This is a genomic window from Psychrobacter sp. M4 (assembly GCF_055699795.1).
On sequence record NZ_CM146740.1, the window covers coordinates 2,397,945 to 2,413,852 of the forward strand.

Annotated in this window: 15 protein-coding genes and 1 tRNA gene; 7 read left to right on the plus strand and 9 right to left on the minus strand. The window is 42.9% G+C overall.

The window, feature by feature from the left end:
* The first annotated feature begins 134 nt into the window (after positions 1–134).
* Positions 135–1,553, plus strand: a complete 1,419-nt coding sequence (locus ACR63N_RS09885; RefSeq protein ID WP_367103990.1) for a deoxyguanosinetriphosphate triphosphohydrolase — start codon at positions 135–137, stop codon at positions 1,551–1,553.
* 251 nt (positions 1,554–1,804) lie between these two features.
* A complete protein-coding gene (locus tag ACR63N_RS09890) occupies positions 1,805–2,485 on the plus strand; it encodes a TetR family transcriptional regulator (RefSeq protein ID WP_367103989.1) in 681 nt (226 codons plus the stop codon).
* A 40-nt stretch (positions 2,486–2,525) separates the two neighbouring features.
* Here ACR63N_RS09890 and gspK read toward each other — a convergent pair whose 3' ends face one another.
* From gspK to ACR63N_RS09920, 6 genes are all read right to left on the minus strand, one after another.
* On the minus strand, positions 2,526–3,665 hold the full coding sequence (gene gspK, locus ACR63N_RS09895) for a type II secretion system minor pseudopilin GspK (RefSeq protein WP_367106871.1): 1,140 nt from the start codon (positions 3,663–3,665) through the stop codon (positions 2,526–2,528).
* Between the two features lie 76 nt (positions 3,666–3,741).
* The gene (gene gspJ / locus ACR63N_RS09900; protein WP_367106870.1) at positions 3,742–4,434 is read right to left on the minus strand and encodes a type II secretion system minor pseudopilin GspJ; all 693 of its coding nucleotides are present in this window, start codon (positions 4,432–4,434) and stop codon (positions 3,742–3,744) included.
* Positions 4,431–4,955 (minus strand): type II secretion system minor pseudopilin GspI, encoded by a 525-nt coding sequence (gene gspI, locus ACR63N_RS09905; protein WP_367106869.1) that lies wholly within the window; start codon positions 4,953–4,955, stop codon positions 4,431–4,433. Before gspI ends, gspJ begins: the two co-directional genes overlap by 4 nt.
* A gap of 3 nt (positions 4,956–4,958) precedes the next feature.
* Entirely contained in the window at positions 4,959–5,675 is a 717-nt protein-coding gene (locus tag ACR63N_RS09910) for a prepilin-type N-terminal cleavage/methylation domain-containing protein (protein WP_367106868.1), read from the minus strand.
* A gap of 201 nt (positions 5,676–5,876) precedes the next feature.
* Positions 5,877–6,566 (minus strand): TetR/AcrR family transcriptional regulator, encoded by a 690-nt coding sequence (locus ACR63N_RS09915; RefSeq protein ID WP_367103984.1) that lies wholly within the window; start codon positions 6,564–6,566, stop codon positions 5,877–5,879.
* Between the two features lie 75 nt (positions 6,567–6,641).
* The gene (locus ACR63N_RS09920; RefSeq protein WP_367110484.1) at positions 6,642–7,430 is read right to left on the minus strand and encodes a TatD family hydrolase; all 789 of its coding nucleotides are present in this window, start codon (positions 7,428–7,430) and stop codon (positions 6,642–6,644) included.
* A gap of 174 nt (positions 7,431–7,604) precedes the next feature.
* Between ACR63N_RS09920 and ACR63N_RS09925 the strand changes: the two genes are divergently transcribed.
* A complete protein-coding gene (locus ACR63N_RS09925; RefSeq protein WP_472781939.1) occupies positions 7,605–8,270 on the plus strand; it encodes an acyltransferase in 666 nt (221 codons plus the stop codon).
* Positions 8,271–8,283: 13 nt separating this feature from the next.
* Here the strand turns inward: ACR63N_RS09925 and tfpB are convergent, their stop codons facing one another.
* Positions 8,284–10,116, minus strand: coding sequence for a type IV pilus assembly ATPase TfpB (tfpB, locus tag ACR63N_RS09930; RefSeq protein WP_472781940.1), 1,833 nt, complete (start codon positions 10,114–10,116; stop codon positions 8,284–8,286).
* Between the two features lie 189 nt (positions 10,117–10,305).
* A complete protein-coding gene (gene tsaA, locus ACR63N_RS09935; RefSeq protein ID WP_367106864.1) occupies positions 10,306–11,208 on the minus strand; it encodes a tRNA (N6-threonylcarbamoyladenosine(37)-N6)-methyltransferase TrmO in 903 nt (300 codons plus the stop codon).
* Between the two features lie 418 nt (positions 11,209–11,626).
* Between tsaA and ACR63N_RS09940 the strand changes: the two genes are divergently transcribed.
* The 4 genes from ACR63N_RS09940 (at position 11,627) to ACR63N_RS09955 (ending at position 14,464) form a co-directional block, all read left to right on the plus strand.
* A complete protein-coding gene (locus ACR63N_RS09940; RefSeq protein WP_367103979.1) occupies positions 11,627–12,400 on the plus strand; it encodes a ferredoxin--NADP reductase in 774 nt (257 codons plus the stop codon).
* A 123-nt stretch (positions 12,401–12,523) separates the two neighbouring features.
* Positions 12,524–12,610 (plus strand) — tRNA-Leu (locus ACR63N_RS09945).
* Positions 12,611–12,792: 182 nt separating this feature from the next.
* A complete protein-coding gene (locus ACR63N_RS09950) occupies positions 12,793–14,070 on the plus strand; it encodes a tyrosine-type recombinase/integrase (protein WP_442440322.1) in 1,278 nt (425 codons plus the stop codon).
* 79 nt (positions 14,071–14,149) lie between these two features.
* On the plus strand, positions 14,150–14,464 hold the full coding sequence (locus ACR63N_RS09955) for a hypothetical protein (RefSeq protein WP_201532294.1): 315 nt from the start codon (positions 14,150–14,152) through the stop codon (positions 14,462–14,464).
* A 180-nt stretch (positions 14,465–14,644) separates the two neighbouring features.
* Here the strand turns inward: ACR63N_RS09955 and ACR63N_RS09960 are convergent, their stop codons facing one another.
* Entirely contained in the window at positions 14,645–15,859 is a 1,215-nt protein-coding gene (locus tag ACR63N_RS09960; RefSeq protein ID WP_472781941.1) for a competence protein CoiA, read from the minus strand.
* Between the last annotated feature and the right edge of the window lie 49 nt (positions 15,860–15,908).

The following is a 15,908-nucleotide window of genomic DNA, read 5'->3' on the forward strand; positions in this document are numbered from 1 at the left end:
AGTTCTATACCGTCATTTACGTAGTCTTATTACCACATTAAAAGTCAGCCTTAGCGCTGGCTTTTTTATTATACTAGGTTTAGTTGTCTGCATAGAATTTAGCTTTCAATAACAATAATAATGGATAATAACTTATGACTATTTATGCTAGTAAACCTTTTAGTGCAAGCGATCACTGGGCGCGACTGTTTAACGCTCAGCGTTTAGGTAGTGATCAACAAGCGCCGGTGCAAGACAGTGCACGCACCTCCTTTCATAAAGACTACGACCGTTTGGTGTTCTCGCACTCGTTTCGTCAGCTCAATCAAAAAACCCAAGTGCATCCTTTAACCAATCAGCTAGGCATTCACACACGCTTAACCCATTCACTAGAAGTCTCTTGTATTGGTCGCTCTTTAGGGATGATGGCGGCTGAGAAGCTCCATGATAAATTGCCAAATGGCTTGCCAGCTGGGGTGAGTCCAGCAGACATTGGCGTCATTGTGCAAGCCGCTTGCCTTGCTCATGATATCGGTAATCCGCCCTTTGGTCATGCTGGCGAGTATGCCATTCGCGATTGGTTTTTGCATCCTGATCGTCAAGTGATCTTGCAACATTTAAGCCCTGATGAGCAATTAGACGTCATTGCCTATGAAGGCAATGCGCAAGGCTTTCGGCTGCTGGTGCGCAATGAGCATCATCCTGATAGAGGCGGCATGCGCTTGACCTGTGCGACCTTGGGCGCCTTTATGAAGTATCCATGGCTGGCCACTCATAGCAATGACATTGATAAAATTAGTGCAGGAAAATTAACAGATAAAGCGCAAAAGTTCGGCTGCTTTTATAGTGAAGCGGACCAGCTAGAAGCGCTAGCCGCTTGCTTACATTTGCCGCGATCTACGCAGCACGATGGTTTTGTTCGCCATCCCCTAGCTTATTTACTAGAAGCGGCTGATGATATTTGCTACGCATTAATAGATTTAGAGGACGGAATTCATCTTAATATGCTCAGCTATCCTGACGTGGCAGCTATATTTTATGAGCTGATTGGCGAGCGCCCCTCTTCCATCAACCTACCCCAGCAGGTTTCAGTGCGTCAACAACTGGCCGCGCTGCGAGCGCGAGCTATGATGCGCCTAGTCAATATGGTGACCGATGCTTTTGTTGCTAATAGCGATGCGATGCTAGCGGGAACCTTGTCCGGTAGTTTATTTACTCACTGCGACCCCTTCGTACAAAGCGGCATCAACGGGGCCAAACAGCTAGCGCGCGAACAAATCTTTAATCACCCAAGCAAAGTACGTATGGAGCTGATGGCCAATCAATGTTTGCATCGTCTGCTTGATGCCTTTATGCCGCTTGCTTGGACAGCACTGATTACTGCTCCCAAACCCTTTGAGCAACAGCGTCTATTGAGCCTTTTGCAGCCGCACTTGGATGAGCAGCAGCGCATATTGTCGGACAACATTTATCACAATATTTTAAACATCTTGGATTTTATCACTGGTATGAACGATCATGAAGCTTATCGATTGGCGCAAGAGTTGCAAGGCCATTGGGGTACTATGGTCTAGCAGTTTGCGGGTTTAAAGGCTTGAGGGTTTAGAGATTTAAAAGCTTAGAAGTTTAAAAGCTTGAAAGCTTGAAAGCTTAAAGACACTACTAAATTTAGCCAATCTAGTACAACTGGGTATCTTATTCGTATTTTTGCATTAAAACGAGTATGATAAACTTCTATCAGTTAGTTTTGAAATACTAAAAATTTAAAAATATTACGAGCTTTAAAATATAGTGAGCTTTAAAATACTATGAGTTTTGAAACATTATGAGCAGTCGCGAACAAAAGAAACTCCAAACTCGGCGCGCATTTTTCAACGCCGTGCTTGATCTATGTATGACGGGGCAATCGTTTAGCTCCATTAGCCTGAGACAAGTTACTCGTGAAGTAGGCGTCGTGCCTACCGCATTTTATCGTCATTTTGATGATATGGAAGCGCTGGGTAAGGCATTGGTGCTCGAAGAATTGGGCAGTACCCTAGTTATCTTGCAAGACAGTCTACAGATTGGACGCAAACGTAGTTTTGATAGACAAATCGCTAAAAGTATCCAACTGTTTTTGCAAACCGTCAGTGACAAGCCGCGCTATTGGCAGTTTTTGGTTAGTGAACGCTTTGGCGGCTCAGAGGCCGTGCGTAAAGCGATTAGTGATTTGCTCAAAATGCATAGTGAGATATTGGGGGAAGATTTGGCGCTACAGCCTGCTTTTGTACATATCAATGCTTACGATCGGCGTTTATTGTCTGAGGCGGGTATCAATATGTTTTTTTCTTGGATTATTGATTGGCTTGAGCTGACCTATTCTGAGGCACATGACGATGAAGTCGACTTAACAGAGATTGAAAATAAAAAACAGCTCATGCTGCACAACTGTACTCGCCAAGCGCAAATGCTGTTTTATGGTGCTTACAACTGGAAATCGAGCGAAGAGACGCGCCTTACGGACTGATAGTGCATCAGCTCTACATTATTTATCGACTTTTGAAAGATTAAAAAGCGGGTCGAAAAGCCCATAAACGTTGGTTAATTACTTTTACCGTCTTTGGCTGCTCATCGTCATCAACATTGTTATTAGGATTGGCATTATTAGTAGCGTTGTTAGTAGCATTATTGTTAGGATTTTTATCCGGACCGCCATTACCAGTATTATTGTCACCAGTTTCATTATCGTTACTAGGACGAGTTTTGCTAATCAATACCGTAGCAAAACGCTGTTTTGGCGCTCCTAAGCTGCCCATATCAGTAGCAGTAATGAGTGCCATAAAAGCTTGGCTATCTACGCTCAACAGTGAAGTTGCCACACCGCTTTGCTCTGTATTTGCACTGTTTAGCGGCGGTAACTGCCAAATATCATCTACAGAGGTCAATACGTTTTGCTGACGCTGATCCGTAAATTCGCGCATCTGCTCTGATGTCATATCTTTGGCGAGTGCCGCCAATACCGCAGAGCTAGCCGTATTGATGTTAATAGGCAGGAAATAAGGCACAGCAGTAATGTATGGCCGCAAGGATGCCAACACCTCAGGACTTACCCCGCGTATGTTTTGTAGCTGATCAATACTTACAAAAGGTTGATTGGATGGTATTTTATTTACGCTGCCGTCTCCTTGCTGAGCGTAAACAATACTTTCATCACCGCCATCATTATAAACCTCGCTATCCGCATCCTGCCAATCTAGTACCGCAGTGGCAAGGTCAGGATCTAGGTTTAGTTGCTGCAGTAGGCGCTGAAACATCTCTAGTGCTGCGCTATCCACCTCGTTGTCATGATACAGGTTATTAATATTGAAGCGGCTCGCCTCATCGCGTAGCTCAATAGTAAGGCTATGTCCGCCTAAAGTATAAGGCGGTAGTGGCTGCGCCCAGATATCTTGCGCGCTATCGGTATCGTTCAGATTATCATCGGCGCGAATCAAAGTAACAGCTAGTTGTTGACCGGCGTTGATATCTTGTAGCAGCTGATTTTGATCAAACAGCAGGCCACTGCGGCGAATAACGATTTTTTGACTGGCAAGCATACTACCTGCCACCACCGTAATACTGACTACTAACAGTAAAATGGTCAATAGCGCCACCCCGCGCTGCGAGTCCGCTGGCGTGTTCAATGGCATCTTTAGCAGCACCGTCATAAGCAGTCCTTATTATTGACCATGCCATACCTTATCAAAAGTGAGGCTACTAGAGGTAAAACCGTCGCTGGTATGATCATAGATAGGGATCATCACTATTACTGCTATTAGGTAAAGGCTGGGGCGCTAGAGCAAATTGCCAAGTAATGGGAGTATCCTCATAAGTAAAGCTGATGCCCACGCCTTTGGGTAGTAATATCACCTCAGGCTCTTCATCCATACCATCATTAACATCAAGATCAGAGCTAGGAAACTGGGTACTCACCTCCGGTAAGTAAGCTTGCCAAAGCCCTGTAGTTATACCCTCAAGGAGCACAGTATCTAAGCTGATGTCATTAGAACTACTATTAATGTCAGTATATTGGCGTCGGATAAGACGCTCATCTGCAATCACATAATCAACGCGCTGCAAGCTAGGACTGCTTTGATAACGTGGATCTGGATCAGCAAAGCGTACAAAGCTGATCTGCGCCTCATTTAAGCTCATAAACGGCTCGGCCAATAGGTCATCTTGATTGTCATTAGTGTCGACACTGTTAGCACTATCAGCACTGTCAGACGGTACCTGATAAGCAATTATTTGTCCCATATCTTGTTGCAGTTGCAAATACGCATACTGCAACACTGCCAACTGATCAGCATGATACTGCGCGCGCTCGCGAGCACGGTTAACGCTATCAAACACCTGCCAGCCTGCAACCGCCAGCATAGCGAAGATCGACATGGCGACCATCAGCTCAAGTAAAGTAAAGCCGCGCTGCTGCCTCACGAATCACTCCTCAACTGACCTGCTTGGTTACCAGGGGTTGAGCTATTGACGCCTAAGCGATTAAAATCCAAAGCACCAATCTCTTGCTCTGCATTATTGATCATCACATCAATATCCGTTACCGCCGCACCAGCTTGCCCATCTACAATTGGAGCAACGCTGATATTGACCTCTTTTAGTGCTGGCGTTATCGTATCGCTAGTGTTCATAGTTATTTGCCATTGACGGCCTTGAGCATCGATAGTTTGAGTAGTGTTGGCCGTCAGCCAAGTATCCTGAATACGTAGATCAGCGGCAGCGTTTTGAGCAACGAAATGCGCCAGCGTTCGGGTGCGTAGCACATCAACCGAGTTTAGATAAGCACTGCTGGCACGACTTGCAGCAACAGCAACTACTGCTAATATAGCGAGGGCTACCATAACCTCAATTAGGGTAAAGCCGGCTTCACGCCTCGATAACGATGCCGCTTGATAAGCGCTTCGATTGGACGGAGGCGTAGTTTGAGTATCTTTTCTAATCATTGCTTATGACCCCTGCCCTATAGTCATACTGCCATCAGGCATAATAGTGATGACGTTGCCAACCAGACGTGAGTCATAGCGTACCTCAATGGTTACCGGAGCCGCCTGCCCAGTGCCAAACCATAATACTTGTGGTACTGCCTGATTGGTAAACCAAGGCTGCAAGTTTTGCGCCTGTTGGCTACTAGAGCTATTATCGGCCTGCAAGCTTTGAATACTTAAACTGACCCCAGCTGGCAGCTCTGGTAAGCTGACCTCAGGTTCCAGCTCCCAACTTGGCGTGGGTAAAGCTTCTTCGTTTGCCGTCGTCATAGTAGATAAATCGGCCGACAGCTCCATGGCGTTTTTAGGGGTATTATCGCCACTATTCGTCAATACTTGAGTTTGGTAGCTAATATAAGGGTTGGATAAGGTGACAATGATGGGGGTCACCTCCCCTTGTCTATTGGTTTGTAGACTCAGCCCCATAGGCTGCATACGCTCAGCCGATAGCAGTCTGACATAGCTTAAGGAATCGGTAAGATGCTCATAAAAGGCGCGGTTTTTGCGGGCATCACTACTGCTGACAGATAGGCTTATCATACCAGCGAAGATAGATAAGATAACTACCACCACTATGATCTCGACCAGCGTAAAACCTGCCTGCGAATGACTGATACGAGGTGGCAGGGTTTGTGTACTGGTTTGGAAGATTTGACGATGAGTAGATTTAATAGGCATAAGCGGCGTATGGTTATAAGGCTAACGGTCAATACTAACTGTTGATACTAGTCAATCAATACTAGTCAATATAATAAGTACAGGTGCCGATATCTATTAGATGTGGAGAATGAGTGATGGCCACTAAATTGGACTGAGTCTTGAGATATCTTAAGACATAAAATAATGTACCAAACTTGCATGCTGCTAATACAAGCGTCATTAATAATGCGTGTTACGATGCACCTCTGATTCGGTATCAATCTGCTCAACCAATTCTTGCATGTCTTCATCAAGCGTATTCTCATCGATATCCGTAGCTGGATAGTGACTGGGCAACTCCAGCATCTGTTGAACGAAAACATAACGCAAGGTATCACGGCGACCTAAGTAACGCTGATAAAAGCTTGAGTTTAATAGTCCCGCTCCGCCTTGACCCATAGCCCAAATCGTGGACAGATAATCACGGGTACTCATACTGCTGTTTTGATCTTTTAAATAAATACTAATGATATCGAGCATACGTTTCATACGCTGACGGCGAATATCGTACAGCTCGCCAAATAAACGATTAAGACCAGTAACTGAGGCTGCCAGCCGCTCCTCAATTTGGTTAAGTAGCATGGCTTTTTGTGGATTAAGTAGCTGCTGAAATATCAAACGTGCGATCCCTGCTGATGGACAATCATCAATTTGATTGATCTCGAATAATTGTTCTTCGTAGCGAATGATAATACGCAGATACAGCTCATCCTTACTCGAGAAGTGTTTATATAATGTCCCCTTTGCCAGATCGAGCTGATCGGCCAAACTATCTAAGGTGATATCACCATCGCCTGACTCAAGCAGCAGCTGCTCAGCCATCGCTAAGATGTTCTCCTCTCGCGCTTTGAACTGGTGTTGACGACTCATAATCTCTCCTAAGGCTTGACAAGATTAAGTATAAAAACATCTGATTAATGACTGACTAGTCATAGCATAACGATTTTAGTGATATTGTGCCAGTAAATTTTCAAAGTTTTTTGCCGTTAACTTGCCAATTTCTTCAGGCTCGCACTCATACATATCAGCGATAAAGCTTGCCACATAAGGAACATATGCTGGCTCATTAGGTTTGCCGCGTTTAGGGACAGGAGCTAAATAAGGACTATCGGTTTCGATGAGTATCCGGTCTCTTGGCATTTTTCTTGCCGCCTCTTGAATCATTTTTGCACTCTTAAAGCTCACAATACCAGAGAATGAAACATAAAACCCTAAGTCCAGCGCACGTTTGGCGGTTTCCCAATCCTCAGTAAAACAGTGAATGATGCCGTGCTCGGCACCTTCCGCTTTTAGGATATCAATCGTATCTTGTTTGGCATCACGCATATGCACCACCAGTGGCTTTTTTAACTGCTGGCTGGCATAAATATGCCGCGCAAAACTGTCGCGCTGCGCGCTGGCATTTTGGGTCGACCAATAGTAATCCAGCCCCGTCTCGCCTATTGCCCAAACATGATCAGCGCTGGCCGTCTTGATCAAACGCTCAGTAGTTGCCGACTGTAATACACCTATGTCCTCACAAGGATGGATGCCAACACTCATTCCTAAGTCAAGCATCTCATCACTATAGGTGCTGACAATAGCAGCAATCTCGTCATATTCAGCAAAGTCGCACATGATTGCCATCGCGCGGTTTACATTAGCGGCTTTCATAGCGTCAATAGCGCCGGACAATTGACCGTCATACTTGGTCAAATCTAACCGGTTCAGATGGCAATGGGTATCAGTAAACATAAATAATCTCGTTGTTAAAACTTTAAAAAATTAATTATTAAAATCAGTAATATATAAGGGTAGTCATATTAATTGCTCTACAGACGCCACTTTTCAAGTGGTATTTAGAGTTTGTATTAATTATAGTATAGTGAACCGCGCTTATTTATATTCATCTCTTACAAGTCTTATTATATGCAGCCCAAAAAAACCGTTACCCTATCCCCTGTCAGCAAAACCTTACTGCCTAAATATCTGTATCGACAGCGGTTTTTATTAACGAATAAAGGTCGTAATAATCATATCAACATCGCCAAAGACGCGCGTATTATTGGTAATTCAGCTATTACCATTCGTCAAGGTCATGACAATCAAGTTAGTATCGGTAAAAATGGTCAATTTAATAAGTTAAAAATTGATATCAATGGTAATCACAACCAAATCACTATCGAAGACGGCGTCAAATTCTCCGGGCATTTATTAATTGTTGGTAATCATTTGCATATTCATATTGGCGCGCGTACCACGGCTATTGACTGCTACGTTTTAGCGCGCGATAAGAGCGTGACGATTGGCAAGGATTGCATGATCTCGCGCGGTATTGAGATTCGCGCCACCGATGTGCACAAGGTTTATGATCTAGACTCCAATGAGCGTATAAACAGTGCGCAATCTGATGTGATAGTAGGAGATCAGATTTGGATCGCCGCCAACGTGACCATCTCCAAAAACGTGACTATCGCTAATGGCTGCATTATTGCGGCCGGTTCATTTGTCAATAAACCAATTAAAACGCAAAACTGTATGGTCGCGGGCACGCCTGCTAAGATCATTCGTCAAAACGTACGCTGGGAGCGTTAGGCTGTGGCCCCACTCAATTTAAAGGCACAACCCGCATCACCTCTTCTATCGTGGTCACCCCTTCACTAATACGCTTGGCACCCGACAAACGTAATGGCTGCACACCTTCACGGTACGCTTGTTGTTTGAGCATATCTAAATTGGCATCGGCGGCGACTAGCTTTTTTAGCTCATGAGACAACGGCATGATCTCATACAGTCCAATACGCCCCTGATAGCCAGTATGTCGGCAGTGCTCACAGCCTTGCGCGGTATAAATCTGTGCCGGAACTGACGCGCGCCAAGGCTGCACCAGCTCCTGCCACTGCACTGCAATGTCGCTATCATCAATAACAGGAACCGCTTGCTTACAATGCGTGCAAAGCGTACGCAATAAGCGCTGCGCCATAACGCCAAGGATAGTCGCTGAGGTCAGAAACGGCTGAATACCTAAATCATGCAAACGCGTCAAAGCGCTTGGCGCATCATTGGTATGCAGCGTTGAGAGCACTAAATGTCCAGTTAAGGATGCCTGCACTGCCATGTTGGCAGTCTCTTGATCTCGAATCTCCCCTACCATAATAATATCAGGATCTTGGCGCATTAAGGAGCGAATACCACCAGCGAAATGTAAGTCCACGCCCGGATTGACCTGCATCTGATTAAAGGCCGGTTCAATCATCTCGATAGGGTCTTCGATAGTGCAGACATTGACCTCTTCGGTCGCCAGCTGTTTAAGCGTGCTATATAAAGTGGTAGTCTTCCCCGAGCCCGTCGGTCCAGTAACAAGGATAATGCCATTGGGATGCGCGGTCAGCTCGTGCCACGTTGCCAGCTGCTTGCCAGATAGCCCAAGCTGGGCAAAGGTGCGCACCAAAACTTCTGGATCAAACACTCGCATCACCAGCTTTTCACCAAAAGCGGTCGGCATAGTTGAGAGGCGCAGCTCAGTCTCAAGGCCATGATGGGTTCGGGTTTTTAGGCGGCCATCTTGTGGTTTACGCTTCTCAGCCACATTGAGTCGTCCTAAGATTTTGATACGCGCGGTCACCGCCACGATAATAGCCAGTGGCATCTCATAAACCGTATGCAACACGCCATCGATACGAAAGCGTACCTTGCCAGTCTCGCGGCGCGGCTCTAAATGAATATCACTGGCGCGCTGCTCAAACGCATATTGCAGCAGCCAATCAACGACTTTGACAATGTGCTGATCATTGGCATCAGGATTGGTATTATCACCGAGCTGTAGCAGGGCTTCAACATTGGTGACATCGGCGGCGGCGCGTTTGTGCACGCTGTTAGCGCCAGCAATCGCTTGGGTGACTTGATAAAACTCTTGGCGGTAGCGATTGATCTGCTCTGGACTGATATAAACGCTGCGATAAGTTTTTGATTTAATGATTTGTTCGATATTGGAGTGCCAGTCCGTATAAAAGGGCTGATCGGTACCGATAATCACTTCGTCCGCTGTCACCTCAATCGGTAAAATGTGCTGCAAGCGCGCGTACTCAAAAGACATCAAGCGTGTCACTGCCGGCACGTCGATCTTTAATGGGTCAATACGCACTAGCGGCAACTCTGCCTTGGTGGCCAGCCATTGATTCAGCCATGCCAGCGTCAGCTTATTGTCAACATTGTTACTATTATTGTTGTTACTATTTTTATCAAGAAGATTTTCAGTATCGTGCTCAATATGACTATTAGGCAGACCAAATTCGCTAATGGTGACCAGTGGATGCTGCGATTTGTCACGGCGACTGGTCAATACTAAATTATAACCGCGCTGATCAATCACCCTATCCGCTAGCAGCTCATCAAGGCACCAGCGCAAATCTATTATTAATGAAAACTGGGGAGCGGACATACTTTTCTTCTTTTATGGTTAACTGATTGGTATAAAGACTTTCGAAAAACTGGCTATTGTACAAATGTGTTTTTATATAAATTTTGCGCAGTTATTAATTTTACTATTATTATGCTGGGCTAAAGCCACAGCCTACGCGATCATCTGCTTGCCAGTAAGTTAAACTACAATAACTTTATCTTATAAAATTCAATCTACCTCTACCACCGCCGTTATTTGCAATTGTCCTTCATCTACTTGGCAAAAACTGATATCAACCGATTTATAACGCATGGTAAAAACGGTATTAAGCTCATGACGGCGATAAGCTGGACGCGGGTCTTGCGCAATCAGCGCTTGAATCAATTCCATATCAGACGCGAGCAACTGCTTTTGGACACTAGCAACTATCAAAGCGGCTGAGGGATCAGCTGGGTCTGGCGTTGATGTTTTTACAGCATTTTTCGTACCACTATTGGTAGGACTATTTTTATTATTCAGATTATCAAGTTCTTGTTTTTTAATCAGAGTGACAAATTGCTCATACGCAAAGTTTGTCATAGTCACTGTTAATAATTCAGGAGCAGCGGACGCAAAGCCACTATGGGTATCAGTGAGCGCATCGCTATAAGCCACATAAGGTTTGATGTCGATAATGGGCGTACCATCGATCATATCCGCGCCGCTTATGATTAATAAAATCCGTCCTTCTATCACCGTCACTTTTTCAAGCTTTACCACTGATAAGCCCAAGCCTGAGGGACGATACATACTGCGACTGGCAAACACCCCTATTTTTTGATTGCCGCCAAGCCTTGGGGGTCGTACTTGCGCACGAAAATAGGTGCTAGCGTTGTCTTCATAAGCGTCCTCACTTTTATACCTGTTTTTATGCTTGCTGTTTTCTTTATTTAGATGATTGTGATGAAATTGCCAGGTCAGCCAGATGTGGCTAAATGCCTCTAGTCCTACAAAAGCAGCTGGGGTGTCATAAGGCGCGACCATCTCAATAACGCTTATTATGTTGACCAAGTTGGGCTGCCTTGGCGCGCCAAACTTTTGCGATAAGGGCGCGCGGTGATAGCCTATAACTGGGGCATGGTGAAAAGACATAGGCTTCCTCTAATTAACTTGCTAACTTAACTTCAATAAAAAACTGTCCATATTGAGACAGCATAAAAGCCGCTTTATAACAGCTTATCAAAGCGTCATACACAATTATTTACTAACGATATTCTATTTTATCATGCTGACCCTAAGCCGCTCAGCGGATTTTTATTTTAAAGTTTGCTATCATGAGCGCTAAATTTTGAGAATCGCTTGCGTCCGTAAGGTGTCGGCTCTATAAATAGATCACAACTACGGCACTACAGTTTTTAAGAACAAATACAGCATCTATTATTTGTATACGTTTTCAACCTCAAAAGCATCATTGAAATTTTTAATATAATACTTATTAATGTAATATTCATTTAAAACTAATAATATTTAAACCTACTCATTCAGACAACACTTTATCGACGAGGACTTTATGTCAAAACTTCGCACCGAAACGGTTCAAGAGGTTCATCACTGGAGTGATGATCTATTTAGCATCAAAACCACACGTGATGATGGTTTGCGCTTTCGTAATGGCGAGTTTGCAATGATCGGTATCGTCATTGATGGTCGGCCGCTACTACGCGCTTATTCAATCGCTAGTCCCAATTATGAAGAGCATCTAGAGTTTTTTTCTATCAAAGTCCAAGACGGCCCATTAACCTCGCGCTTGCAGCATATCAAAGTTGGCGATGAGCTATTGGTCAGTAAAAAGCCTACTGGTACACTGGTCATGGATGATCTGCTACCTGGTAAGCATCTGTATATGCTATCGACGGGTACCGGACTTGCACCGTTTTTGGCACTCGCCCGTGACCCAGAGGTCTACGAGCGCTTTGATAAAATTATCTTGGTGCATGGTGTGCGTCACGTGGAGGATTTGGCGTATCGCGAGATGTTTGAAGAAGAGCTACCCAATGATGAATTATTTGGCGAGTGGTACCGCGAAAAGTTCATTTACTACCCTACTGTCACTCGCGAAGACTTTAAAAACACCGGCCGCGTGACTGAGCTTATGAAGTCGGGTAAACTGTTTGAAGACATTGGTTTGCCGCCGATCAACAAAGACGATGATCGGGTGATGATTTGCGGTAGTATGCCTTTTAATGCTGATGTTTCAGCGATATTAGATGAATTTGGTCTTACTGTTTCGCCGCGCATGGGCGTACAAGCCGATTATGTGGTTGAGCGTGCGTTTGTCGGTTAAATAAAGATAAGTTGAATACTGCAAATAATTCTTGACGCTTAATTATAGGCTGTTATAATACGCGCCTATACAGTTCAGACTGTAACTCCATTCGATAAGCTCTTTTGGCCTTATCTCTAACACGCCGGTGTGATGGAATTGGTAGACATGACGGATTCAAAATCCGTTGCCTTTATAAGCGTGTCGGTTCGAGTCCGACCACCGGTACCAATATACGAAACCCTTACAGTCTATGGATTGTGAGGGTTTTTTATTGCGTGAATTATTTATAAATTATTCGAGTAATAATAGTATCAAATAAAATTTTGATACTATCTTGATACTTTGATGCATCTGTTATTTAACGTATTATAGTATTATTAACACGATAAATAATGCGGTACGGATGAGATATGAAAGTTAAGCTTAGTAAGAAGTTTGTTGATTCAGTAGCATACACCTCAAGCGGCACAGATATTTACATGGATGAAGTATTAACAGGCTTCGCACTTCGTGTGGGTAAACAATCTAAGCGATACACACTTCACAAACGCATTAACGGTAAGCTCTATCGTGACGAAGTTGAAGAAACACACCTTATCACTTTGACTGAAGCTCGTGAAAAAGCCAGCACAATGATGGTCAACATAAAGAAGGGACTTGATGTATATGATAGCTATCACGCTACTCCAAAAATAAAAGATACACCAGATTTTAACGTGCCAACACTAAATGAAGCTTATATCTACTTTAAATCTATGAAACCTAATCTTGCCAGCCGTACTGTTGAGACTTACGACCAACAGATACTTGGTCGACTTGATGATTGGCTTGAAGTGTCTTTAAACGATATAACTAAAACTATGATAAGTGAAAAACATAAGCAAATAAGTAAGTCTAGTCCAGCTCAGGCAAATGCCACTATGCGAGCTCTTCGATCAGTATGGAATTATTGTCAAGATAGCTTCTTAGATGATGATGAAGAGTACATAATAAAGGACCAACCCATTCGAATACTGAATGCCAAAAATGATTGGAACAAAATTAAACCTCGTACTCACCATGTTGAGGAGGAATATTTGGGAGTATATTTTAAAACTTTGATAGAGCACCGAGACGGTAGTTCATTTAAACAAGCACCTTATAGTAATAACGCTCGCGATATTTTATTGCTTTTTATGTTTGCTGGTGTTCGTTTAAATGAAGCGCAATCACTAAGATGGGAAGATGTAGACCTTGACGCTGCTCGCATTGTCTTTAAAGCCACTAAAAATGGTTCTGATTACCATATGCCAACTGGAAAAATACTTCAAGCCATACTCAGTGAACGATTTAGATTGAGCTATGGAGAGCATTGGGTATTTCCGAGTGATTTGCAGAGAAATGATGACCATGTCAAGGATTTGAGCGGTAGTTACCGTTCGATATCAAATAAGGCTAGCATGCATATTACCCCTCACGATTTACGCCGTACATTTGGCACTGTCGCCAATAGTCTCAATGTAAGCTACCCTGTGCTCAAGAGACTGCTAAATCATCGTGAGGCTAAATCTAGTGATGATGTGACATTACAATACATACAAGTATCACAGCGACAATTGCGTGAAGCTTTAGACGAGATTGAAGATTCTTATTGCAAGCATATAGGAATGACTCAAGATGAGGTAATTAAGAGCCTCTTGCAGACATAACTTCATATAATTTTTTAAAGTTCTGTACAACTAACTAATCGATAGAACATATAACGACATTTTGATTAGGAGATATATTATGGGTATTAAGCTTGAACTGAGTATGACACAGAATATTAGAGACGAAAGAATCTGTGTCGACTATTGGGCATATGATCATAAGGAGGATTATCTTGAACATGTACGAATGCTATGTCATAAATATAGAATCAGCTCAAATCTATTGTTTGAGACGATTGCTCAATGTTACGCTTGTTTAGATGATGTGCTCTGTGAGTACTGCGCAAGTGCTTGCCCGGTAGAGATGCCAGCAGATATCCTATATATGCGTGCTCAAGATAGTTGGTGTTGTATGGTTTGCAAAAACGCAGTATGGCAAAAGGATTACGTTTGATTGCTTTCAAACTTATATAGTAGATCTCTTGCAAAAGTACCAGTTCATTGACTTCCACTGACGGAGTTACGAAGGCTAGCAATGACTTATGCAAGAGATCTAGTAATTATTGCAAAATCTACAGTAGTAAATTACATTTTATGATTTTTTATAAACAATCATATATGCCAATTATCCTGATTAAACTGGTTCACTATCTCTAGTAACCCATTTACCAAACTCAAAACTCTCGTTATATTTGATTTTGAAACTGTTGTTTACACGGTAGACACATTCCGTATTAAGAGTTGTATTCGAAGTATAGAATTTTTCTGTATTAAGACCTAAATGCTTTATAAAAAGCGGCTTAGTGAAATTTTTTTTTAAATAGGTACTATACTGACCATCTCTATCTATGACAAAACCACATTCAACACAAGTGTTGACTATAAAAACTTTGTTCAGTATTTCACTACGCACCTTTTTTATGGGTGAAAAAACATAATGCTTAGAAAAATGCGTATTAATAATTCTAAGCTCTTTATCGCTACAATTTTTTATTTTCTTAGAACGTACTTTATAGTCTTCTTTATATCTCACCTCAGAAATTATCGGATTGGAGTAACCACATTTAGCGCAAGAGTCTTTACTCACCCCTAAAGTCATCTCAGTGATACCATTGGATTTAAATCTAAACTTTGTAGAGGTGAATCGCTCATAAGGTATAAAAACTAGGCCTTGTGACACCAATCTTTGTATAAAACTCTCTAATGGTAGCGTAATAGGCTTAAATGAACGGTGGTTGTACCGACTACTGTTGCTGTCTAGCCTATTCACGTTATAGATCATATAAGCTTGATTGTCCTGCGTCTTATTTCTATAAATAGAGAATACAGGTATGTCTTTCGTACTATAGGCATAATCGCCTGTAATTGCGTTGGTATCTTTAATTGAGCCACTTCTAAGCAACCACGCACACCTTACGCCTGATTGAGCATATTTTTCTTGTCTGCGTTTTGTTTCTATAAAAGCTTGAGGGCTCCATTGCACTTCAATGGCAATCTTAGCTTTGCCTTTCTCTGCATAAATATCAGCAATCCACTCCTCACCACTTGGGGTAAGCCCCGCTTTTTCAACTTCTACAACCCAACCGTTTCTATCCAATTCTTTCATAACAAGATATTTGATATGCATGTGTTCGGCAGTTTCACCACCAGTCGAGCAGTTAGAGTCTTTAGGTTTTGCCTTATGAGCGAAGAACTTCGTACCTAGCTTACTTGTCTTTAGTATTGCCTGATTACCACAGCAAGCCATATTGAAACTGGACGATTTATCTTCTTTTAAAGCTATCCAATCTTTTAAGCTATATATAAAACTATAGATTTTTTCATCGTTTTTTATGCAAATAAAAGCCATATTGACCCTTAGTTATTTTGACTTTTGATCTAGCAATACATTCTTATAT